Below are 22866 nucleotides of genomic sequence, written 5' to 3'. Positions count from 1 at the left end.
ATATCAAGCGGCTAACGCGCTGCGCTTGTTGGCTCCTTACTGGGTTTCTATTCCATAGAAATCCAGTAAGGAGCGTCTAAATCCACTAACAGTATGAAAAAATTTTTGTAAATTTTTAGTGGCTAATCCGGAGTTCCATCTCGGTATTGTTGATGCTGTCCGCTGTTATAACGTGAAGGCCAGATCTCTTCAGGGCGTTTATGCAAGGCTTCGGCGATTAAGCGTTCTCCTTTAGGCCAATGGCGCGTCAGTGTATTTGCCAAAGTGGAAGAGGCGAGTCCCGCTTCTCTGGAAACCGCAGCCAGTGTTGTGCCTTTCTTTCTTAAACCAGCAATGATATCTGCCGGATGCCAGTCTTGTTCGGTCATCGGAAGTTACCCTCGTTAGTAGTCATAAGACAGAGTCAGCGAAGTTGCCTTCTTCCGACTCAGGCATGTTTTATGTTTCTTCTTTAGGAAGTCTAAAGATAATGAATCTTAAGGAATGCTAAAGATTCTGTCAATACAGTTATTGATGGCAGATCCTTATGATCCCTGAACGTCTTAAAAATGCGAGGTTACGGGCTAATCTGACGCAAGAGCAGCTTGGCGTATTAGCCGGGATTGGCGAAGAGACGGCCTATTCTCGTCTCTCGCAGTATGAGAGCGGAACTCATACGCCATCGTTCAAAACGGTTTGCGCCTTTGCACACGCTTTGAACGTGCCAGAAAGTTATTTCTACACCGTGGACGATAGCTTTGCAGAAGCGATCCTGAAACTGTATGCCGGTGAAACCGTACGGTGGCAACGCACGCCAGATGGCAAATAAGGGCAGGGTGCATACTAAGCGTGTCGCCATCTTTATAAACTCTAAAGAAAATCCATATTGAGGAATGCTAAAGATTACCGCAATACATTAACTGCCGGTAATAACTGAATGATTCCTAAGCGTTTGAAAGCGGCCAGATTAAGAGCGAATTTTACGCAGGAGAAGCTCGGCGTACTGGCTGGTATCGAAGAGGCTACCGCCTATTCGCGTCTGTCTCATTATGAAAATGGCACGCATAAACCCACGTTTGAATTGGCCTGCGAATTTGCCCGCGTACTCAATGTGCCGGAGTGCTACTTTTACATAGTTGACGATGAATTCGCAGAAGATGTGCTGAATTTGTATCTTGAACGTTCCCGCCGCAAAGAAAAATAACGCGTCTCCCGCCTCACACCATCACTTGCTTATGGTGTGAGGCGGGAGAAAAAACACGGCTTCATACAATCACCCAATTGCCTTAAGTCCTCGGACCCCGCCTTCCAGCACGCTGCCGTTGTCCGCCGCTTTTACAAAGTCAGCCCACCATTGCATCATGGGGCGGCGTTGTTCCAGATAGTCGCTGCGGTTATAGGCCCGGCGTACTTCATTTTTATCTACGTGGGCGAGGGCGGCTTCGATGACATCGGGCGGAAAGCCTTGCTCATTGAGCGCGGTACTGGCAATGGATCGCATGCCGTGTGATACCAGAATGCCGCCTAATCCGGCGCGTTTTAGCGCGGCGTTGACCGTCTGGCTATTCATTGGCTGTAACGGTTTAATGCGGCTGGGGAAAACATATTCCCGGTGGCTGCTTAAGGGTTTCATTAGCGCCAGAATCGCCAACGCCTGTTCTGACAGCGGAACGATATGTACCCGCTTCATTTTCATGCGTTCGGCCGGAATGCGCCATTCTTTAGCGTCCAGATCGATCTCTTGCCAGCGTGTTTCAGCGGCTTCGACAGGGCGGGTGAGGGTGAGAAGCTGCCACATAAACAGACAGCGGGTCGGCAACTCGATATTTGCCAGCCGCATCGTTTGCATCAGTTGCGGTAGCTGATCCGGGCGGATACTGGGCATGTGCTTTTTCTGCGGTTTCTCGAATGCCTTACTGATATTGATGCTGGGAGCCGCATCGATCAAGCCAACGTTCATGGCATAGATCATCACCTCGTTAATCCGCTGGCATAACCGCCTTACCGTTTCCAGCGCGCCTCTGGCCTGCACCGGCTGGATAGCCTGTACCAGCGTGCGCGCTTTAATGTCCGTAATGCTGATATCGCCGATGGCGGGAAAGATATCCTTTTCGAGGGAGCGCCGGATATCGGAGGCATAGTCGGCGGTGACGCTGCTCTTTTTTAACTGTAGCCAGCGTTCGGCAACGACCTTAAAGGTGTTGGATTGGGTTTCCAGTGCTTGCTTGCGCAATGAAAGCTGGTGTTCATAAGGGTCAATATCTTTTACCAGCAGGGCGCGGGCCGCTGTACGGCGTTGCCGGGCGTCGGCCAGAGTGACTTCGGGATAAGGGCCAAAAGTCAGTTTTGCGCGCTTTTTGGTTAAAGGCCGGTAGTAGCGCATCTGCCAGACTTTCCTGCCGCTGCTTTTGATTAGCAGTTGCAGACCGTCGCCGTCATGCAGTGTGTAATCCGCCTCCTGTGGTTTGGCGGCTTTGATCTCCGTATCGGTGAGGGGTTTTGTTAACCGTGCCATAGGTACCTCCATCATTTAGGTACCCGTTAGATGGGTACCTGCCTTTCGGGTACCTAAGAAGGTACCTAAAAGTTGTGGAAGCCACAAGATCGCCCCAGCGCTCAGCAGACGCAAAAAAGCCCGCAGGGCTTGCGCCATGCGGGCTTTTCGTACTTCACCGGCCTTATCTGGTAATAACCGGTGTCTAAATTGGTGGAGCTGGGGGGATTTGAACCCCCGTCCGGAATTACTCTACCGTTGGTACTACATGCTTAGTCTAATCTTTACATTCGCCTGCCAGCTGCGGATAGACACGCTACTAACAAACTAGCCTGATTGGATTTAACGCTTCAGCCCCAGGCAGGACATCCACGCGATCTCTTTTGGGTTTGACCTCTCTTGATCCCCGTCCTAAGAGCGGAGGCTAGGGAGAGAGGGCTCAGAGCAGGTTATTAAGCTGCTAAAGCGTAGTTTTCGTCGTTTGCGACTATTTTTTTGCGGCTTTTTACGAGGCCAACCGCCCCTCGGCATGCACCTAGGGCTTTGCAAATCCCGTCGAATCCAGAATCAGCCCCAAGGAACTTTCGTTAGTATATCAGAACTTACCTGACTTTAGCCACCCGCTTAGCGGTTTGCGTTCTTCATGATACGCGCTTTGTCTACTTTCCACTCACGATCTCGAATATCGTCACGTTTGTCGTGGTCTTTTTTACCTTTCGCTACGCCGATTTTGACTTTGCTCCAGGCGTTTTTCCAGTACATGGATAAGGCAACCACCGTGTAGCCATCACGGCTGGTGCGGCCCAGCAGAGAATCGAGTTCCCGTTTGTTGAGTAACAGTTTGCGCGTGCGCGTCGGATCACAAACAACATGTGAAGAGGCGACGTTGAGCGGTGTGATGGTGGCGCCGAACAGATACGCTTCGCCGTCACGGAATGTCACATAGCTGTCGCTGATATTGGCTTTGCCCGCACGCAGTGATTTTACTTCCCAACCTTGCAACGAAAGACCGGCCTCAAATTCCTCTTCAATGAAGTATTCGTGGCGGGCACGCTTGTTTTGCGCAATGGTAGCGGAACCGGGTTTGTACGCTTTTTTCTTTGTCATAGTGCCGTCATTATACTGGATGTAAAAGGGAATGAAATCCCTGCCGATTGTTTGAACCATTGTTAATGATATTGTGCGATAGTGCGCGCGGAATTTTCATCTGTCGGCTTATCAGTGCTATTATTTTGCGCGTTTATGAATCACGGAAAATGATATGCCAAAGATAAGTCGTTCTGCTCTGGTGCCATTCAGTGCGGAGCAAATGTACCAATTGGTGAATGATGTCTCTTCTTATCCCGCGTTTTTACCAGGTTGCACCGGCAGCCGGGTAATTTCTGCCACGCCAGATGAAATGACCGCCGCGGTTGATGTTGCCAAAGCGGGGATTCACAAGACATTTACCACACGCAACACGCTGACCAATAACCAGAATATCAACATGCAACTGGTTGATGGTCCTTTTCGCCAATTAAGCGGCGACTGGCGCTTTACGCCGTTAAGCCCCGATGCCTGCAAGGTGGAGCTGCACCTTGATTTTGAATTCACCAATGCGTTGATTGAACTCGCTTTCGGTAAAATTTTCAAGGAGTTGGCAGGAAATATGGTGCAGGCGTTCACGCAACGGGCCAAAGAGGTTTACAGTGCCTGATATTCGCGTGGAGGTCGTTTATGCCTTATCGGAACGACAATACCTGCGGCCGGTAACGCTGGCGGAAGGGAGTACCGTCGAACAGGCGATTGTTGCATCGGGGCTGTTGGAACTGCGCCAGGATATCGATTTACAGACCAATAAAGTCGGTATCTACAGTAAAGCGGCGAAATTGACCGATATTCTCAATGATGGCGATCGCGTCGAGATTTACCGGCCGCTGATTGCCGACCCGAAAGCGTTGCGTCGTCAGCGCGCCGAGCGCGCTAAAAAGTAAAGCGTCCGGCGCTTTACTCCCGTCACTCGTCTGCACAGCGGAAACCTTGTCTGATAAAATCGTGGGTTTTCGCTGTTTCAGATTCGCTCTACATTCAACAGGTTATCGCCAGATTAATTCAGCGCGGGTTTGTTATCGATGTGAGTTAACACGCCTTCGCCGCTAAAGGTCAGCGTCAAGGTTTGTTGTTTGACGGATTCATGGCCCGGCTGTTGGCGGAATACATAAAACCAGGTATTGCTGCCGAACGGATCCTGCATCATGGGCGTTCCCAGGATATAAGCAACCTGTTGTCGGGTCATTCCCGTGTGGATTTTCGCGACGTCAGCCGGCGCCAGATAGTTTCCCTGATTGATATCCGGCCGATAAACCACTTTCTCTAACGTGGAACAACCGGCAGTCAGCATAACAACCACCGCAGCGACGACAGTCAGCGTTTTACAGCGCATAGTGATTACATTCCTTAAGAGCATAGGTTGCCGATGATAATAGACCTTGCCTGAATTGAAAACCTGCAAGACCCCAGTATGACCTCGGGAAGGCAAAAAAGTTGGGATTTTTTATGGCGGGCCGTCACTACGTGGCTTGAAAACGCGCCCGGCGTTAATTGCTTTGCTTTATCGAGTAAGGCTGACTTCCCCTTATCGGGTTTACGGGCGTCGATGTCCCCGATTTTCAGCGTCCGCAGGCTGCGTTTCCTTCCCCTGTTTTTCTGCAAAAATAACGCATAATCAATACCATTTTTGTTCTTTGTGGTTTCTGTTCGCCTGTGGCAGCATCGCTCTGGACTCAGGTTCTCCTGTCTTCTTGTGCCATCGTCCGATCCGGCGGCACTCATCCTTAGCTTAACTATGAATACATCATTACTGCCCGTTGGCGTCATATCGGCGGGTGGCTTCGCTTAAAATGAGATCGATATGCTATTTTCAACTGCGTTTTACTTTTTCTCCGCCAGTAAATTAAAGAAATATGCCGCCGCGGCCGTGATGGGAACGTTATTTTTGCTTACCGGTTGCGATGATGGCGGTAATGAAACGCAAACGTCATCGCCCTCGACGATCCGTTATGCGCTATGGTCTTCTCCCAGCGGAAACTTTCATCCCGAACTTTATTTTACCGATTACGATCGCGCGGTGATTTTTGTCACCTTTGATCGTCTGGTGGAGCTGAGTCCGAAGCAGGAGTTTATTCCTTCGCTGGCGACCCGTTATGAGTACGCCAACGACGGCAAGACGCTGATTTTCCATCTGCGCGACGACGTAAAATGGCATGACGGTAAACCGTTCACCGCCCATGACGTGGCGTTTACCTATCAGGCCACGGCGGATGCGAACTGGCCGGCGGATACGCCGGAGTTTACCACCCAGCTCGAAGGCTTCGACGCTTACCACAGCGGTAAGGCGCAGCAGGTGAGCGGCATTAATGTCATTGACGATCACACGGTGAGCTTTACGTTCAAAACGCCTTACGCTTCGGCGCTGGCGTATTTTGCCGATCGCCCGGTGCTGGCGAAACACGTATGGGAAAGCACGCCGGTAGGCGAGTGGAGCAACGCAACCGCGCTGCTGAATAACCCGGTGGGAACCGGCCAGTATAAAGTGGTGCGTTTCGTGCCGGATCAATATGTGGAACTGGCGCGTAATGATGACTACTTCAAAGGGCAACCGAAAACCGAGCGGCTGATTTTCAAAGTCAGCAACCGCGATACGGCCCAGTCGGAACTGCTGAACGGCGAACTGGATATTGTGCAACTGTCCTCTTTTAACCCCGCGGATTTAAAGCAGTATGAAGATGCAGGCGTTAATCTGGTGATTCAGAACGGCACCAGCGGGCAGTATATGACCATCAACCATCAGGATCCGATCCTGGCCGACGTGCGCGTGCGTCAGGCGCTGATATATGGCATCAACCGGCAGGGGATTATCGATCATTTGCTGTTTGGCCACGGCCAGTTATTCAATGCCAAGGTTCACCCGCAGGATCCCGCCTATCCGTCGGCGATCAACAATTATTCCTATTCGGTTGAGAAGGCCGGCGAACTGCTGGAAGAAGCGGGCTGGCTGAAGGGCAGCGATGGCGCGCGCGTCAGAGACGGCCAGCGTTTGACGCTGACGCTGCATGTGCCGACCGGCAACCGCACTCGCGAACAGTCTGCGGCAATCATCCAGCAGGATCTGAAAAAGTTGGGGATTGACGCCAATATCATTGTCGGCGACTTCAACTCCACGCTGTCGATCCTGCAAAAGCCGAGCACGCCTTACCAACTGCTGTTGATGGGCGGCACCTTCCGTCCGGGGCAGTACGACAATAACTACTGGTGGGAACGCTTCAGCGACGATCGCCTGACTCAACTGGGCAATGAAGCCAACCGGACGGTGGATAACGCCGCACGCTACCAGATTCTGCATCGTTGGGTACAGCGCCAGAACGAACTGGCGATCCTTGGCTGGCTGTATATCCCCAGCATCGGTTATGCGGTGAATCCCCGCATTCAAAACTATCAGCCCTATCCCTATGAACCTTTCCGACAGGCCTATCAATGGGAGGTTGAGCAGGCAAAACCGTAGGTCATAGCCGATAAAGGAGAGTCAGATTGCTATGCTGATCGTCTATTTTTTACGCCGTTTGCTGCTGGTGTTGCCGATCGCGTTAGGGATTTCGGTGCTGGTGTTCTTGTTGATTAACATGCAGCCCGGCGATCCCTACGCGTTGATGATCGATCCCAACGCGCCGCCGGCGGTGAAAGAGGCGCTGTTGCAGCGCGTGGGGTATTACGACCCGCTTTATATCCAATATTTCAAATGGTTATTTCGGGTATTGCAGGGCGACTTCGGGTTTTCGCTGCATTACCGCATGCCGGTTTCCGAGGTGATAGCGAGCCGGTTCGGCAATACGCTGTTGCTGGCCGGCGCGGCGCTGGCGATTTCGTTTCTGGTATCGATACCCTTGGGTACGCTGGCGGCGTTACGTCGCCAGACGTCGTTGGATTATCTGACGGTCTCTTTCAGTTTTATTTTTTTCTCCATCCCGGCCTTTTTCCTCGGTCTGGTGCTGATCAAACTGTTCGCCGTGGATCTGCGCTGGCTGCCGGTATCGGGCAAGGTCACGCTGGGTAAAACGCTGACCGGCGTTGATTACGCGCTGGACGTGCTGCGTCATCTGGTGTTGCCGGCCCTGGTGCTCGGCTTGATGAACAGCGCGGTATTTATCAAATATTTACGCAGTAGTCTGATCGGCATTTTGGATCAGGATTTTATGCGTACCTTGCGCGCCAAAGGGTTATCGCGGCGCAATATCATCTGGCGTCATGCGCTGAAAAACGCGGCCAGACCGATGATTACCGTCTTGTCGCTGGAGATCCCGGTGCTGTTTTCCGGCGCGCTGATGACGGAAACGGTATTTTCCTGGCCGGGTATCGGTCGTCTGAATTATGAAGCGGTATTAAACCGTGATTACAACCTGCTGATGGGGATCATCATGCTGTTGGCGCTGCTGACGCTGCTGGCCAATCTCTTGGCTGACGTGCTGTATGCGATAGTGGATCCGCGGGTGAGGTACACGTCATGAGTATCACGCTGCCTGCCGCGAACGATGCGGCGTCGATACAAGGCAACCGGGCGTGGCGGCGTTTTCGTCGTCATACGCCGGGTATGGTCGGGCTGGCGGTATTGGCGCTGATCGTCATCGTGGTGCTGGTCGCGCCGTGGTTTATGCCGCTCGACCCTGATGATATCGATTTGACGCGCATCGAGTCGCCGCCCTCCGTTCAGCACTGGCTGGGAACGGACGAACTGGGGCGGGACGTGCTTACCCGTCTGATCTATGGCGGACAGGTTTCCGTGCTGGTGGCCTTCAGCGCCACGCTGTTGCAACTGGGCATCGGCATCACGCTCGGCGGTCTGGCCGGCTATTTTGGCAAAGGCGTTGACGCCGTGGTGATGCGTTTCACCGACATCATTATGTGCTTCCCGTTTTATGCCATCGCCATTTCCATGGCCGGCCTGCTTGGCGCCAGCACCTGGAACGTGGTGATCATCATCGGCGTGCTGAACTGGACCGGGATTGCACGTCTGATCCGCGCCGAATTTCTCTCTTTATCCAGTCAGGAATATGTGGAGGCCGCTCGCGTGATGAACGTAGGGCACTGGCGCATCATTTCCCGCCATTTGCTGCCGAACGCGCTGGGGCCGGTCATCGTCTACGCCACGCTGGCGATCGCCACCGGCATCCTGGCCGAGGCCGCGTTGAGCTTCCTCGGGCTGGGGGTAAAACAACCGACGGCCAGTTGGGGCAATATGCTGTCGGCGGCGCAAAATATGCGCGTGTTGGGCAATGCCTGGTGGCTATGGCTGCCGCCGGGCGTGATGGTTTTTGTCATGGTGCTGGCGATTAATTTTGTTGGCGATGCGTTGAGATACGCATTCGATCCCACTTCTTCGCGGGCTTAATACCCTGTTGGCAGTAATCCCATGTTGGCGGTAATACCACGTAGTGTCGGAGGTAACATGAGTACGTCTTTGAATGAGCAGGAACAGCAATGGCTGGCGCGTATTGACGAATGGGTTGAACGGCATCAGGAAGAGTTGGTGGCCGATATCGCCGAGTGGGTGCGGATTCCGAGCATCAGCATCAGTCAGGACGGCGAGGACGCGCCTTTCGGCGCGAACTGCGCGCAGGTGCTGGACGTCGCGCTCAGACGCGCGCGCGAACTGGGCTTTCGCACGCAAACGCATCAGGGTTATGCCGGTTCCATTATTTATGGCGAGCACGAACAGGATATCGGTCTGGCGAGCCATCTCGACGTGGTGCCGGAAGGCGAAAACTGGGTTTACCCGCCGTTTGAGGTTACCCGCAAGGGCGACTTTCTGATTGGGCGCGGGGTGGCGGATAACAAAGGGCCGGCGGTGCTGGATTTGTATCTGCTGCGTCTGATTCGCGATCTCGGTATTCCTCTGTCGCACAATTTGCGCCTGATTTATGGTCTGGCGGAGGAGACGGGCATGGAAGATCTGGCCTGGTATGCGCGCAACGCGCCGGTGCCGGTGGTTTCCATCGTCACTGACGGTCGTTTTCCGGTGAATTATGCCCAGAAAGGCCAGATTTCGCTGACGCTGAATGTGCCGGTGGGCGAGACGCTGCGGCATTTTTCCGCCGGTATCGCCGGCAACAGCGTGCCGGAACGGGCTGGCATTCAGCTCGACGGTATTGATTTGACCACGGCGCAGGCGGCGGTGGCGCGGCTGTCCGGGCTGGCGCAAGGAAAAGTGCATGTTGAGGCGCGTGCGCAAGGCGTATGGCTGGAAGCGCAGGGGATCGCGGGCCATGCCGCGTTTCCCGAGGGAACGCTGAGCGCGGTGCGCGTGCTGTTCGCCGCGTTGCTGGAAGCGCAACTGCTGACGGGGCGCGATCGGGACGTCGCGTTGTTCTTCGAGCAGGCGCTGGTTTCCCCCTATGGCGAGCATGTCGGTATCGCTTTTGCGGATGCGCCGTCCGGCAAGCTGACATTCAATGCCGGCGTCTGGCGGCCTGACGAACGGCAGGACGCGCTGCGGGTCACTCTGGACATCCGTTATCCGGTGACGACGAAGGCGGAAGCGGTGATCGCCGGGCTGGAGAAAACGCTGGCGCCGCAGGGCATTACGCTGCTGTCATGGAAAGATACGCCGCCGTTTTATATCGAAGAAAACGATCCGCGCGTACAGATCTTACAGCAAAGCTATCAGGCCATACGCAAAACTGATGAACCGCCTTACGCCATGGGCGGCATCACCCACTCGAAAGTGCTGCCCCGGGGCATCACCTTCGGGCCGGGCTATGCGCGTACCGACGGCCGAATTCCCGATTTCCTGCCGCCGGGACACGGTTTCCCGCACGGCGCGGATGAATCCCTGCATCTGCCGTCGCTACTGTCGGTGTTCCCGATTTATGTGTTATCGATTATCCGGCTGGATAACTGGCTGCGCGAGAATCCGCAATAACCTGAATTTCTAAGGAAATAGAGTGATGCCCAATCCCCCCTCATCGCTTGTGCTGTCCGTGCGCGGTCTGAATGTGAGTTTTGCTCAGGCCGCGGGGGAGCAATCGGTGCTGACGGATATCGATTTTGATCTGTACGGCGGCGAGGTGTTGGCGCTGGTTGGCGAGTCCGGTTCCGGTAAGAGCCTGACGGCGCTGTCGATACTCGGTTTGTTGCCCGCCAATGCCCGCGTCAGCGGCGATATCCGCTATGCCGGACAGTCGCTGCTTGCGGCGTCGGAAAGCCAATTAAGGCAGATTCGCGGTAAGCGTATCGCCATGATCTTTCAGGATCCGCGTCTGGCGTTGGATCCGGTGTTCCGTATCGGCGAACAGATTACCGAGGCGCTGCTGACGCATCACAAAGCGCTCAGCCGCGCGGCCGCCCGAGCGCGCGCTCTGGAATTGCTGGAACTGGTGGATATTCCCGACGCGGCCAGCCGCATCGATGCCTACCCGCACGAACTGTCCGGCGGGCAGTGTCAGCGGGTGATGATTGCCATGGCGCTGGCGTGCGATCCGGAAATTCTGATTGCCGACGAGCCTACCACGGCGCTGGACGCCACGGTGCAGAAAGAGATACTTCAGGTATTGCGTCGTCTGCGTCAGCGTATTCCTATCGCCATCTTGCTGATCACGCATGATATGGGCGTGGTGGCGGAAAGCGCCGATAGGGTGATTGTGCTGCGCCGCGGGCGCATAGAGGAAATCACCGACGTCGCCGCCTTGTTTCATCAGCCGCAATCGGCCTATAGCCGGGAATTGCTGGCGGCGATCCCTCGCTATCGTCGGCATGCGCCGACGTCGACGCCTTCTCTGCCGACGTTAGTTCAGGTGACCGGACTGTGCGTGGAATACCGACGGCATCGGCAACGCGTGCGGGCGCTGGACGCGCTCTCCTTTACCTTGCCGGCGGGCTGCTTCACCGGCATGGTGGGGGAGTCCGGTTCCGGCAAATCGACGGTGGGGCGGGTGCTGGCCGGTCTGGTTGCTCCCGGCGCCGGCGAGGTGGTGATCGACGGTATCAATATGGCAGACGGTCGGACGCGGGATATACGGCGCGTTCGCCAGCAGATCGGCATGGTATTTCAAAGCCCGCGCAGTTCGCTCAATCCGCGTTATACCGTGGCGCAGTCGATAGCCGAACCGCTGGCGGTGCATAGCGATCTGGCGAAACGTGCTATCGACGTTCGGGTTGATCTTTTGCTGGAGCAGGTTGGGCTGGGGAGTTCGTGGCGGCATCGTTATCCGCATGAGCTATCCGGCGGGCAGTGTCAGCGCGTAGCTATCGCCCGTGCGCTGGCGCTGAAGCCGACGCTGCTGATCGCGGATGAACCGACGTCGGCGCTGGATGTGTCGGTACAGGCGCATATTTTGACGCTGTTGAAAAATCTGCAACAGGAATACCGCTTCGGCTGTTTATTCATCAGTCACGATCTGGCGGTGGTCAGCGAATTGTGTCGTGAAGTGCTGGTACTGAAAGCGGGACGTCTGGTGGAGTCGGGGCCGGTCGATAAAGTGCTGCATCATCCCGATCATCCCTATACCCGCAAACTGATCGACAGCGTTCTGTATCCGCTCGCCACCTGAGGGTTTTGTCGCGGCTGACCGGCCCCTCCCTGGGGCCGGGCCTTACGCGGCCAGCAGCTCTTTGGCGTTCGCCAGCGTATTTTTCGTAACGGCGCTGCCGCCCAGCAGCCGCGCCAGCTCCTGCAAGCGAGCGCGCTTATCCAGCGGCTGCATCAAGGTTTCCGTTTCCGCGCCGTCCGTCTGTTTGCTGACAAAAAAGTGATGATGACCGCAGCCGGCGACCTGAGGCAGGTGGGTGACGCACATAACCTGCGTGGACTCGCCAAGCTGACGCAGCATTTTCCCGACGATGGCTGCGGTCGGGCCGCTGATACCCACGTCGACCTCATCAAAAATCAGCGCGGGCGTATCCATTTTACGCGCGGTGATCACCTGAATAATCAGCGCGATACGCGACAGCTCCCCGCCGGAGGCCACTTTAGCCAATGACTGGTGCGGCTGGCCGGGGTTGGTGGTGACGCGAAACTCGATGCTGTCCGCGCCGCTGGCCGTCAGGAATTCAGGGGTAAATTTTACGTCGATAGTGAAATGCCCGTGCGGCATGGCCAGTTCATGCATATTGCTGGTGATCAGCTGCGCCAGCTCTTTGGCGTGGTGCTGACGACGAACATGCAGCTGCTCGGCGACATGCAGCGCCTGCTGATGATATTCACTGACGGCGAGGCTCAGGGATTCATGATCGCTTTCCTGCTGCGCCAGCAACTGCTGTTCTTCCAGCAACTGCTGGTGAAACGCCGGCAAGGCTTCCGGCTGAACATGGTGTTTACGCGCCAGCGCCAACTGGCGGGACAGCCGTTGCTCAAGTTCAAACAGCCGGATAGGGTCGAGATCCATCTGTTCACTGTAATGACGCAGTTCGTCGCTGGCCTCGCTAAGTTGGATGCCCGCTTCCTCCAGCATGGAGAGCACGCCGGATAGCTTCTCATCCATACCGACCAGCTCGCCGAGCCGATGTTTTACGCTATGCAGCATGCCGAGCATATTTTGCTCTTCGTCTTCGCTGAGCAACTGCAATGCCTGCTGACTCAGCGCCAGCAGTTGCCCGCTGTTCGACAACCGTTTGTATTCGGCGTCGATCTGTTCATATTCGCCGGACTGCGGGGCGAATTCATTCAGCTCTTTCAATTGATATTGCAGCAGTTCGCGACGGGCTTCCCGTTCTATGGCGGCCTGTTGCAACTGCGCCAGCGAACGGCAGCTCTGGTGCCACTGCTGCCACACTTGCTGCATGGCGCCGAGCAATTGGGCTTCATCGGCGTAGGCGTCCAGCAGATGTTTCTGGTGCTCCGGTTTGAGCAGCAACTGATGCGCGTGCTGGCCGTGCAACTGAATCAGAAGCTGGCCGAGTTCGCGCAGTTGCGACAGGGGAACCGCCGTACCGTTGATAAAACCGCGCGAGCGGCCGTCCGCGCCAATCACCCGGCGCAGCAGGCACTCATTGCTGTCGTCCAGTTGATTTTGCTCCAGCCAGCGCCGCGCGCTGGGCGTGTCCGCCAGCGAGAAACGCGCGCAGATATCCGCGCGGGACGCGCCCGGCCTTACCATGCTGGCGTCAGAACGATTGCCCAGGCACAGGCCGAGGGCATCGATAGCAATGGATTTACCGGCGCCGGTTTCGCCGGTGATCACGCTCATTCCCGCCTGAAAATCGATTTCTAACTCACGCACGATGGCGAAGTTACTGATAGTGAGTTGCGCCAGCATGATAGTTTTCCTGTATGTAATAACAAGGTGTGAATGCATACAGTATAAACTGGTTTTATATACAGTAAAGTGGTGAAAAGCGATTTTAGAATAATTTTTTCGACCAGCCGAGCTTTGAACTTAACGTATTGAAATAATTATAATTTTTAGGGTGAATAAGATTCAGCGCATATTCGCTGCGGCGAATCAGCACCTCTTCCTTTTCCTGTATCGGCAGCGAAATCTGGCTGTCGCAGCTGATTTCCAAATCGCTGGTGATGTGGGAAAACTTTAAGCGGATGGTGCTGCTGCTGTTGATTACCAGCGGACGCGCCGAAAGCGTATGGGGGAACATCGGCACCAGCGTAATGGCGTCCAGCGAGGGGGTCAGGATCGGGCCGCCGGCGGATAAGGAGTAGGCGGTGGAGCCGGTGGGCGTGGAAATGATCAGGCCGTCCGAACGTTGGGAGAAGGCGAAGCTGTCGTCGATATAGACTTCGAATTCAATCATGTGCGCCACTTTCCCCGGGTGGAGCACCACTTCATTAATCGCGGTGCTGCTGCTGCTGGGCCGATCGGCGCGGCAAATATGCGCTTCCAGCATAAAACGTCGTTCGCTCAGATACTGACCGCTTAATACATCGGAAAGTTGCTGTTGGGCGTGGTCGGGATCCAGATCGGTCAGAAAGCCGAGGTTGCCGCGGTTAACGCCGATAACCTGAATGTCGTAACGCGATAGTACCCGGGCGGCCCCCAGCATATTGCCGTCGCCGCCCACCACCACGGCGAGATCGGCTTTCTGACCAATCTCGGCCAGACTGCCGCTTTGCGCGCCTTTCAGATTCAGATCGAGGGCGATCTGCTGCTCAATCAACACCGTATAACCTATACTGGTCAGCCAATGATAGAGCATTTCGTGGGTCGCCAGCGCGGTAGGATGGCGCGGATGGCCGACTATGCCAATACATTTAAACGGTTTATTCATTGCTGTCGTTATCCTCGGCGTAATGAGCCAGTAGCGGGGAAATCAATATGTGACTGATTCCCTTGAATCCCCGGTTTTGATCCCCATAATAAGCAACTAGCGGGATTAATGCTAAAACGCGGAGAATTTCATGAGTAGTAAAGAACAGAACACGCCTGACGAGCAAGTCTTGGATCAAACGGACGCGGCAAAAGGGCAACAGGCGCAAGGCGCAACAGACGCAACCGACCCACGCGATGCGCGTATCGCCGAACTGGAAGCGCAGTTGAGCGAGTTGCAACAGCGTGAACGTGATAACGTGCTGCGCGCCCGCGCCGAAGCCGATAATATCCGCCGCCGTGCGGAAATCGATGTTGAGAAGGCGCATAAATTCGCGGTGGAAAAATTCGCCAGCGAAATGCTGCCGGTGATCGACAATCTTGAACGTGCGCTGGATTTGGCGGATAAATCCAACGAAGCGTTGGCGCCGATGGTTGAAGGTATCGAACTGACGCTGAAATCACTGCTTGATGCCGTGCATAAGTTTGGCATTGAAGTCATTGAGGACGTGAATGTTCCCTTTAATCCGGACGTCCATCAGGCCATGACCATGCTGGAATCCGCCGATCACGAACCCAATCACGTCATGATGGTGATGCAGAAGGGCTACACGCTGAATGGACGCCTGCTGCGTCCGGCGATGGTGGCGGTCTCTAAAGCGAAAGCCTGATTACCTTTCATCTTTCACGTCGCAGACCGGGATATCTGTTGTTTCCTGCGGCCTGAGACCTTGCGTTACACTCTGACCCCATGCCTCGGCGTGGGGTTTTTGTTTATATTTTGTTAAGGTTTTTTTATTAAAGGCGTGTTTTTTATCCTCTTGTTGGACCATCATATTTATCTATCAGAAGAATCGTTATTGCCATTTTAAATGCGCTTGATAATCATTATCATTTATGTGAAGGTGATAAAAACAATAGCGTTAGAAGGGTTATACTATGTCGAGCAGTCGAGTCGCCGAATCAGCACGCCGTACATCAAGAAAAGTTAAACTTTCTTTGATGGGGCCGGCGTTTATCGCGGCGATCGGGTACATCGATCCTGGTAACTTCGCAACCAATATTCAATCCGGCGCCGCCTACGGCTACACCCTGTTATGGGTTGTGGTATGGGCCAATGTCATGGCGATGTTGATCCAACTGTTGTCGGCCAAGCTGGGGATCGCCACCGGAAAAAATCTGGCGGAACTGATCCGCGATCGTTTTCCTCGCCCCGTGGTTTGGGCCTACTGGGTTCAGGCCGAGGTTATCGCGATGGCGACCGATCTGGCTGAATTTATCGGCGCCGCCATCGGTTTCAAACTGCTGTTGGGCGTCTCCCTGCTTGAAGGGGCGATTCTCACCGGCATCGCCACCTTTTTGATTTTGATGCTGCAACGGCGCGGGCAGAAGCCGCTGGAGATGGTGATCGGCGGATTGTTGCTGTTTGTCGCCGCCGCTTATATCGTCGAACTGGTTTTCTCTCAGCCTGAATTAGCCGCACTGACCCGCGGACTCGCCATTCCCAGCCTGCCGACGTCGGATGCGGTGTTTCTGGCGGCCGGCGTGCTGGGCGCAACCATCATGCCTCACGTGATTTATCTGCACTCATCTCTGACGCAGCGCGCGGGGGGACACTCCCGCGCCGAACGCTATTCCGCCACGAAAGTCGACGTCGCCGTGGCCATGACCATCGCCGGGTTTGTCAATCTGGCCATGATGGCGACCGCCGCCGCGGCCTTCCATTTCAGCGGCAATCAGAATATCGCCGATCTGGATCGGGCCTATCTGACGCTGGAGCCGCTGCTGGGCCAGGCCGCAGCGACGATTTTCGGCCTGAGTCTGGTGGCGGCGGGACTCTCCTCGACCGTGGTCGGCACGCTGGCCGGACAGGTGGTGATGCAGGGGTTCGTCCATTTCCATATTCCGCTGTGGGTACGGCGGAGCGTCACCATGCTGCCCTCATTCATTGTTATTTTGCTGGGCATGGATCCCACCCAGGTGCTGGTATTCAGTCAGGTTATCCTGAGCTTTGGTATCGCGCTGGCGCTGATCCCCTTACTGTCCTTCACCGGCAACCGGGCATTGATGGGAGAGATGGTAAACAGCCGGTTAATACAGAATGTCGGAAAAGCGATAGTTTTCGTTGTGGTGGCGCTTAATGTTTACCTGCTCGTCAGCACGGCGTTGGGATGGTGATGCTACGTGCATTCCGCCGGATCCCGCTTTATCATCGGGCATTGAATTTTTTGTAACGGGCCTTGCCGCCCGTTATCCTTCCTGGTGCCGTCTCAAACGACGTTTTATTTGGGGGCTGTGATGTCGTCGCCTATCAATATCATTGAAAAAAAACTATTGTCCGATCATTGGTTTATTCTGCATAAATATGTTTTTGATTTAAAAAGAAAGAATGGCGGCGTCGTCCGTCAGATCCGCGAGGTTTACGACCGGGGGGACGGCGCGACCATCCTGCTGTATAACCGGCGCAAGGGTACCGTTATCCTGACCCGGCAGTTTCGTATCCCAACCTACCTGAATGGCAATGAAAGCGGCATGCTGCTGGAGGCTTGCGCAGGCATGCTGGACAATCACTCGCCGGAAGCCTGCGTGCGCAACGAGGCGATAGAAGAAACCGGTTATGCGGTCGGTCAGGTGGAGAAACTGTTTGATGCCTATATGTCGCCCGGCGGGGTGACGGAGCGGCTGCATTTTTTCGCCGCCGAGTATAGCGATGCCGACCATAACAACACGGGCGGCGGTGTCGAGGACGAAGATATCGAAGTGCTGGAATTGCCCTTCACGCAGGCCATGGACATGATAAATGACGGCCGCATTAAAGACGCGAAAACCATTATGCTGCTGCAACACGCCTATATTCGGGGATGGTTTGCGAAATGACGTCGTAATCCGTCCTTTACGTGCGCTTGTCCGGCTGGTTAAGCGCGTATTTATTGAATGCGGTTCAACAACGATGAGTCGAACGCGTTGCCCGAATGCGTCCGGCTCTGTCATCCGCCGGTTTGGGTGCGGATTGCCGGCGGCGAAAAATTACAGTCTGGCCGCCAGCAGGTTTTCCAGCTTTTGCTGATCGGCGGCGAACAGACGGATCCCCTCCGCCAATTTATCCACCGCCATCGGATCCTGATTATGCTCCCAGCGAAATTCGGGTTCGGATAAGGACGCCGGGTGGTGAAACGCTTCCGTTGACGGCGTGAGTCGGCGTATGGCGTCGATATCTACCACCACGGTGAACTGTTTAAGGGCGTCTAACTGGTTCATGGCTGAGTTCCTTGCATCGAAGTGGGAAAGGCTCACCGATCGTTTTCCTGATTTTCGTAATAGCTTATTTTCTCGACTTTGGGGGCGGATCCGCCGCCTTCAAACTCGGATGTCAGCCACACGGAGACGATCTCTTTTGCCAGCTCAGGGCCGATGACCCGCGCGCCGAGCGCAATAATCTGCGCATCGTTGCTTTTTCGCGCGCGTTGGGCTGAATAGGTATCGTGGCACTGTGCCGCACGGATACCGGTCACTTTATTGGCGACAATACTCATGCCGATCCCGGTGCCGCACAGCAGGATCCCTCGCGCATGTTTACCGTCTTTAATCGCGTGCGCCAGCGTGTAGGCAATATCCGGGTAGATCGGATTATCGCCGGTCGGATCGTAACTATAGTCGGTTACCTGTAATCCCTGTTGCTGCAAGTAATCAACAATCGTGTTTTTCAGATCAATTGCGGCACTGTCCGCACCTATCGCAATCGAGAGCATGTCTACCTCCTGCCTTTTGAAATGTACCGGCTATAAACATATACCGACCCGATCAAATGTTCAATTGGTGAATATTTGTTTTATTGATTACAGGTATAAACATTCTTTAAAAGAGCATTTTTTGTCCAGAAGGATGAGTTTTAGCGGCTTTTTTACCTTTTTGATACATATCTAGATCATGCTCACACTTTTTAAACGTCAGCTATAGGCAAAAGATCGTGGTAAAGCTATTGTTCATATGTTCATTGAATGTGTTAATGATCTAAACCTTTTTGAGGAGATCACAATGTGTCAGACCTGCATGCACGAGATAAAAAAGACAAAAAAGAGAGAAGGTCGCACCGGGTACCCAATGATCAAGTATTACGGCGTTGCTCAGGAACAGCCTGGCGTAGAGGCGGAGTTACGGAATGGTGTGACTATCGGTCGTGAGGAGTCCGTATGAGTAAGATCTCTGTTACTGAAACCGCAGAACAGTCTTCAATCCCGTCTTCTGTAGAAAAATCGGCCATTCGCAAGATTTCCCTGCGTCTGGTGCCTTTCGTCGGGTTGATGTTCTTCATTAATTTTCTCGATCGCACAGCGATATCTTTCGCTGGCCCTAATGGTATGAATACCGATCTGTCGCTGACCGTTGCGCAGTTCGGACTGGCTTCCGGCATTTTTTTCATTGGCTATATTCTGCTTGAAGTACCCAGCAATCTGGCGCTGCACCGTTTCGGCGCCCGCAAGTGGTTATCGCGCATTATGGTGACCTGGGGGATTGTTTCGCTGCTGTTTACCTGGGTCAGCAGCGTCGAAGGATTGTATACGCTGCGATTTTTACTGGGGATTGCGGAAGCCGGTTTTTTCCCCGGCGCGATTCTGTTCCTCAGTATGTGGGTTCCAGCCCGCTACCGCAGCAAAATCCTGGCGCTGTTTTATCTGGCTCAACCGCTGACGGTGGTGCTGGGCGCGCCGCTGGCCGCCTGGCTTATCGATCAGCATGGCTTATTCGGGCTTTCCGGCTGGCGCGTGATGTTTCTCGGCGTGTCAATACCGGCAATTGTCGTCGGCATTATTACCTGGTTCTATCTGGCCGATCGCCCGGCAGAAGCAAAATGGTTGAATGATGACGAGAAACGCTGGCTGGTGGGCGAGCTGGAGAGCGAACACGCCACGAAAAACCACAGCAAGCACCCTGGCGTCATGACCGTGATGTTTAACAAACGCGTATGGGTGTTGTGTCTGATTTACTTCGGTTTCATTTATGGCCTGTATGCGCTGGCGTTCTTCCTGCCAACCATTATCGCCGGTTTCCAACAGCAGTTCGGAACGACGTTTAATGTCATGGAAAAAGGGCTGATTACCGCCGTGCCGTATCTGCCTGCCGCCATCGTCATGTATTTCTGGTCGCGTGACGCCACTCGACGCGGCTGTCGTTCATGGCACATCGCCATCCCGGCGCTGACCGGCGCGGTCAGTATTCCTCTGGCGTTGTTTATGGAGTCGCCGACGGCGACGATAGCCGTGATTACGGTGACCGCCTGCTCCATTTTTGCCGCCTTGCCCAACTTCTGGACGCTGCCGACTCAGTTCCTGACGGGGGCGTCGGCCGCCGCCGCTATCGCATTGATTAACACCATTGGCAATATCGCCGGTTTCTCCGCGGGATACATAACAGGTATGGTGCGTGGCCTCACCGGAACCTACATTATTCCGATGATGATCGTCGGCGGCCTGATGCTGCTTTCAGCCGTGTTAATTGTCCTGCTCAGCCGTTCGGATCGGCAATCCAAAGCCGTATCCGCAACACAGGAGCATTGATATGACTTATTTGTTCAACCAACCTTCCGCGTTTGCCAGGGAATTAGTCGAAGGCTTTGTCGCCGCGCATGCCGGCAAGGTACGTCAGGTTCCCGGCGGCGTGGTCAGAAGTACGCGCAGTCGTGAAGGTGGGGTCGCCATTGTGGTGGGCGGCGGTTCCGGCCATTATCCGGCGTTCGCCGGGCTGGTCGGCCAGGGGCTGGCGCACGGCGCGGCAATGGGCAATTTGTTTGCCTCGCCTTCCGCACAGCAGATCTGTTCTGTCGCCAGAGCTGCGCACAATGGCGGCGGCGTACTGCTGACATTCGGCAACTACGCGGGAGATGTTCTGCATTTTGGTCAGGCTAAGGCGCGCCTGAATGCGGAAGGTATTCCCTGTGAGCTGCTGGCGGTGACCGATGACATCTCCAGCGCGCCGCTGAACGAATGGCAAAAGCGACGCGGCGTGGCGGGCGATTTGATGGTCTTCAAGACCGCCGCCGCCGCCGCGGAAGCCGGATACGATCTGGCCGCGGTACTTGAGATCGCCACGCGAGCCAATCAGCGCACGCGTTCATTAGGCGTCGCGTTTTCCGGTTGTACTCTGCCGGGGGCGGAACAGCCGCTGTTTCAGGTTCCTGCCGGTACGATGGCGGTAGGTATGGGGATCCACGGCGAGCCGGGCATTCAGGAAGGACCGATATCCAGCGCGGATGACCTGGCGGAGCTGCTGGTGAGTTCACTGTTGGCGGAAGTGCCGGCGGGGATTGGCGCCATTGCCGGGCAGCGGGTCAGCGCGATCCTTAATGGCCTGGGCTGTGTGAAGTATGAAGAACTGTTTGTGGTTTATCGCCGGGTTTCGCAACTGCTGGCTGAACAGGGGTTAACGGTGGTGGAACCGGAAGTCGGCGAACTGGTGACCAGCTTTGACATGGCGGGCCTGTCGCTCACGTTGTGCTGGCTGGATGACGAACTGGAGCGATTCTGGCGCGCGCCGGCCGATACGCCCGCGTTCCGTAAAGGCAGCGTGTTGGCCGCCGAACCGTTGGCCGAGCGGGAACTGGCGGCCGAGCCGGAAACGATCCCGCCGGCGACGGACGTCTCAAGGGATGCGGCTCGCTGTGTGTCCGCCGCGCTGGATGCGGCAAAACGGGTGATTGTGGAAAACGTTGCAGAACTGGGACGTATTGACGCCATCGCCGGCGATGGCGATCACGGCATCGGTATGGAGCGCGGCGTGATTGCCGCGGCAGAGAAAGCGGCGGAGATGCTGGCGCGGCAGGCGGGGGCCGGCACGTTATTACAGCGTTCGGCGGATGCCTGGGCCGATCGGGCCGGAGGCACCTCCGGCGCGATTTGGGGCGTGGCGCTTAACGCGCTGGGCATCGTGCTGGGGGATGAGAAACGTCCTGATGGCCACTGCGTGGCGGAGGGCGTCCGCCAGGCCAAAGAGAGCATTATGCATTTTGGCAAGGCGAAACTGGGCGATAAAACGCTGGTTGATGTGCTGAGTCCGTTTAGCGATGAACTGACCCGGCTCGTCAATGAAGGCGCCTCGTTGCCTCAGGCCTGGCAGCAGGCGGTGATTCGCGCGCAGCGGGCGGCGCAAGAAACCGCGCATCTGCGTCCCAAAATTGGCCGCGCTCGTCCGCTGGCGGAAAAAAGTCTCGGCACGCCCGATGCGGGTGCGGTATCGCTGGCCATGATTGTTGAGGCCGTCTCGGCGGTATTGAATTCCGCGCAAACTTCAGCGTCCTCCTCTCAGGCGGTGACGCACGGGGAGTGTGAGCGATGAGCGCACGTAAACTGACGCTGGGCGTCAGCCTGAAAATGTATTTCGGCTATCAGCAAACGCTCGACTGGTGCCGGAAAGTCGGCGCCATCGTTGCACAGCACCCTCTGGCGTCGAGGCCGCAGGTCAGGCTATTTGTTCTACCCGCCTTTCCGGCTTTGGCGCCGGTTATCCGCACTCTGGCCGACGGCCCGGTCGGCGTGGGCGCGCAGGATCTGCACTGGGCGGACAGCGGCGCGTTTACCGGTGAAGTCAGCGGCGCCATGCTGCATGAAATAGGCTGTCGCTATGTGGAAATCGGCCATGCCGAGCGCCGTCGCTACTTTGGCGAAACGGATGAACATATCGCGCTGAAAACCGCCGCCGCCTGGCGTAATGGCCTGACCCCGGTGCTGTGCGTCGGCGAGGAAAATCGTGGCTCGGTGCGGCAGGCGATCGAAATCTGCCAGGCGCAGTTGGACGCCGCGCTGGATCTGGCCCGAAAGCAGCAGCTAACCGGCGATCTGATCCTGGCCTATGAGCCGCAGTGGGCGATCGGCAGTATCGAGCCCGCGCCGGTTGATGAAATTAGCGAAGTTTGTCAGGCGCTGAAGCAGAAATTCAACCAGCAGGCGGACGTGCGCGATGGTCGGGTGATTTATGGCGGCAGCGCTGGACCGGGATTGCTGAGTCAGCTTGGCGAACCGGTTGACGGTCTGTTTTTGGGGCGTTTCGCCCATGATCCGGCCGCTTTCCGGTCGATTTTGGATGAAGCGCTGGCGCTGCATCGGTAGGCGCAAGGAC

Annotated in this window: 22 protein-coding genes, 1 other RNA gene and 1 pseudogene; 15 read left to right on the top strand and 9 right to left on the bottom strand. The window is 55.5% G+C overall.

The annotated features are described in order from the left end of the window. Nucleotides 1-122: 122 nt before the first annotated feature. Nucleotides 123-368: a helix-turn-helix domain-containing protein gene (locus ABRZ28_RS19405; protein ID WP_330521195.1), complete on the bottom strand. Its 246-nt coding sequence runs from the start codon at nt 366-368 to the stop codon at nt 123-125. Between the two features lie 158 nt (nt 369-526). On the opposite strand from ABRZ28_RS19405, the gene ABRZ28_RS19400 reads away from it, so the two are divergent. Both ABRZ28_RS19400 and ABRZ28_RS19395 read left to right on the top strand, forming a co-directional pair. After that, nucleotides 527-808, top strand: coding sequence for a helix-turn-helix domain-containing protein (locus ABRZ28_RS19400; protein WP_048636099.1), 282 nt, complete (start codon nt 527-529; stop codon nt 806-808). A gap of 108 nt (nt 809-916) precedes the next feature. After that, nucleotides 917-1183, top strand: coding sequence for a helix-turn-helix transcriptional regulator (locus tag ABRZ28_RS19395; protein WP_048636098.1), 267 nt, complete (start codon nt 917-919; stop codon nt 1181-1183). A 69-nt stretch (nt 1184-1252) separates the two neighbouring features. Here the strand turns inward: ABRZ28_RS19395 and ABRZ28_RS19390 are convergent, their stop codons facing one another. From ABRZ28_RS19390 to smpB, 3 genes are all read right to left on the bottom strand, one after another. Then, on the bottom strand, nt 1253-2494 hold the full coding sequence (locus ABRZ28_RS19390) for an integrase domain-containing protein (protein ID WP_330521192.1): 1242 nt from the start codon (nt 2492-2494) through the stop codon (nt 1253-1255). Between the two features lie 190 nt (nt 2495-2684). Then, nucleotides 2685-3048, bottom strand: a transfer-messenger RNA (tmRNA) gene (ssrA, locus tag ABRZ28_RS19385). A 49-nt stretch (nt 3049-3097) separates the two neighbouring features. Further along, nucleotides 3098-3580 carry an SsrA-binding protein SmpB gene (gene smpB, locus ABRZ28_RS19380; protein WP_319605663.1) on the bottom strand — a complete coding sequence of 161 codons (483 nt, stop codon included), beginning with the start codon at nt 3578-3580 and terminating at the stop codon, nt 3098-3100. A 154-nt stretch (nt 3581-3734) separates the two neighbouring features. On the opposite strand from smpB, the gene ABRZ28_RS19375 reads away from it, so the two are divergent. Together ABRZ28_RS19375 and ABRZ28_RS19370 are read left to right on the top strand one after the other, a co-directional pair. Next, complete coding sequence (locus ABRZ28_RS19375) at nt 3735-4169, top strand: type II toxin-antitoxin system RatA family toxin (RefSeq protein ID WP_319605664.1); 435 nt, start codon at nt 3735-3737, stop codon at nt 4167-4169. Then, a complete protein-coding gene (locus tag ABRZ28_RS19370) occupies nt 4162-4446 on the top strand; it encodes an RnfH family protein (RefSeq protein WP_319605665.1) in 285 nt (94 codons plus the stop codon). The genes ABRZ28_RS19375 and ABRZ28_RS19370 overlap by 8 nt, the downstream gene beginning before the upstream one ends. Before the next feature lie 113 nt (nt 4447-4559). Here the strand turns inward: ABRZ28_RS19370 and bamE are convergent, their stop codons facing one another. Further along, nucleotides 4560-4895 carry an outer membrane protein assembly factor BamE gene (gene bamE / locus ABRZ28_RS19365; RefSeq protein WP_319605666.1) on the bottom strand — a complete coding sequence of 112 codons (336 nt, stop codon included), beginning with the start codon at nt 4893-4895 and terminating at the stop codon, nt 4560-4562. 468 nt (nt 4896-5363) lie between these two features. On the opposite strand from bamE, the gene ABRZ28_RS19360 reads away from it, so the two are divergent. The 5 genes from ABRZ28_RS19360 to ABRZ28_RS19340 are packed head-to-tail and all read left to right on the top strand — an operon-like array spanning nt 5364 to nt 12051. Then, entirely contained in the window at nt 5364-7013 is a 1650-nt protein-coding gene (locus ABRZ28_RS19360) for an ABC transporter substrate-binding protein (protein WP_330521191.1), read from the top strand. 31 nt (nt 7014-7044) lie between these two features. Then, on the top strand, nt 7045-8013 hold the full coding sequence (locus ABRZ28_RS19355; RefSeq protein ID WP_330521190.1) for an ABC transporter permease: 969 nt from the start codon (nt 7045-7047) through the stop codon (nt 8011-8013). Then, entirely contained in the window at nt 8010-8894 is an 885-nt protein-coding gene (gene opp4C, locus ABRZ28_RS19350; RefSeq protein ID WP_319605669.1) for an oligopeptide ABC transporter permease, read from the top strand. Before ABRZ28_RS19355 ends, opp4C begins: the two co-directional genes overlap by 4 nt. 57 nt (nt 8895-8951) lie before the next feature. Then, on the top strand, nt 8952-10424 hold the full coding sequence (locus tag ABRZ28_RS19345; RefSeq protein WP_330521189.1) for a Sapep family Mn(2+)-dependent dipeptidase: 1473 nt from the start codon (nt 8952-8954) through the stop codon (nt 10422-10424). 25 nt (nt 10425-10449) lie between these two features. Further along, a complete protein-coding gene (locus ABRZ28_RS19340; RefSeq protein ID WP_330521188.1) occupies nt 10450-12051 on the top strand; it encodes a dipeptide ABC transporter ATP-binding protein in 1602 nt (533 codons plus the stop codon). Nucleotides 12052-12093: 42 nt separating this feature from the next. On the opposite strand, the gene recN is transcribed toward ABRZ28_RS19340, so the two are convergent. Continuing rightward, nucleotides 12094-13755 carry a DNA repair protein RecN gene (gene recN / locus ABRZ28_RS19335; RefSeq protein WP_319605672.1) on the bottom strand — a complete coding sequence of 554 codons (1662 nt, stop codon included), beginning with the start codon at nt 13753-13755 and terminating at the stop codon, nt 12094-12096. A gap of 85 nt (nt 13756-13840) precedes the next feature. Next, entirely contained in the window at nt 13841-14719 is an 879-nt protein-coding gene (nadK, locus tag ABRZ28_RS19330; protein WP_319605673.1) for an NAD(+) kinase, read from the bottom strand. A 130-nt stretch (nt 14720-14849) separates the two neighbouring features. Between nadK and grpE the strand changes: the two genes are divergently transcribed. The 3 genes from grpE to nudK all read left to right on the top strand — a co-directional run bounded on the left by grpE (nt 14850) and on the right by nudK (nt 17634). Then, the gene (gene grpE / locus ABRZ28_RS19325; RefSeq protein ID WP_330521187.1) at nt 14850-15428 is read left to right on the top strand and encodes a nucleotide exchange factor GrpE; all 579 of its coding nucleotides are present in this window, start codon (nt 14850-14852) and stop codon (nt 15426-15428) included. 268 nt (nt 15429-15696) lie between these two features. Then, the gene (locus ABRZ28_RS19320) at nt 15697-16935 is read left to right on the top strand and encodes an Nramp family divalent metal transporter (protein ID WP_319605675.1); all 1239 of its coding nucleotides are present in this window, start codon (nt 15697-15699) and stop codon (nt 16933-16935) included. Nucleotides 16936-17055: 120 nt separating this feature from the next. Next, on the top strand, nt 17056-17634 hold the full coding sequence (gene nudK / locus ABRZ28_RS19315) for a GDP-mannose pyrophosphatase NudK (RefSeq protein WP_319605676.1): 579 nt from the start codon (nt 17056-17058) through the stop codon (nt 17632-17634). Between the two features lie 150 nt (nt 17635-17784). Here nudK and ABRZ28_RS19310 read toward each other — a convergent pair. Then, nucleotides 17785-17958, bottom strand: a pseudogene (locus ABRZ28_RS19310) (transaldolase family protein); the annotation flags it as partial. Between the two features lie 89 nt (nt 17959-18047). Further along, nucleotides 18048-18506, bottom strand: a complete 459-nt coding sequence (gene rpiB / locus ABRZ28_RS19305; RefSeq protein WP_319605678.1) for a ribose 5-phosphate isomerase B — start codon at nt 18504-18506, stop codon at nt 18048-18050. Nucleotides 18507-18947: 441 nt separating this feature from the next. Between rpiB and ABRZ28_RS19300 the strand changes: the two genes are divergently transcribed. From ABRZ28_RS19300 to lerI, 3 genes are read left to right on the top strand one after another with little or no spacing between them, the layout of a single operon-like run. After that, nucleotides 18948-20312 (top strand): MFS transporter, encoded by a 1365-nt coding sequence (locus ABRZ28_RS19300; RefSeq protein WP_330521186.1) that lies wholly within the window; start codon nt 18948-18950, stop codon nt 20310-20312. A gap of 1 nt (nt 20313) precedes the next feature. Next, nucleotides 20314-22086 (top strand): L-erythrulose kinase, encoded by a 1773-nt coding sequence (gene lerK, locus ABRZ28_RS19295; RefSeq protein ID WP_330521185.1) that lies wholly within the window; start codon nt 20314-20316, stop codon nt 22084-22086. After that, nucleotides 22083-22856, top strand: a complete 774-nt coding sequence (lerI, locus tag ABRZ28_RS19290; RefSeq protein ID WP_330521184.1) for an L-erythrulose-1-phosphate isomerase — start codon at nt 22083-22085, stop codon at nt 22854-22856. Before lerK ends, lerI begins: the two co-directional genes overlap by 4 nt. The last annotated feature ends 10 nt before the right edge of the window (nt 22857-22866 follow it).

It is taken from the genome of Brenneria sp. g21c3 (assembly GCF_040240345.1).
In the GTDB taxonomy this organism is placed as follows: Bacteria; Pseudomonadota; Gammaproteobacteria; order Enterobacterales; family Enterobacteriaceae; genus Brenneria.
The sequence above is the reverse complement of the archived record's forward strand: the minus strand, read 5'-3'. Positions and strand labels throughout refer to the sequence as shown.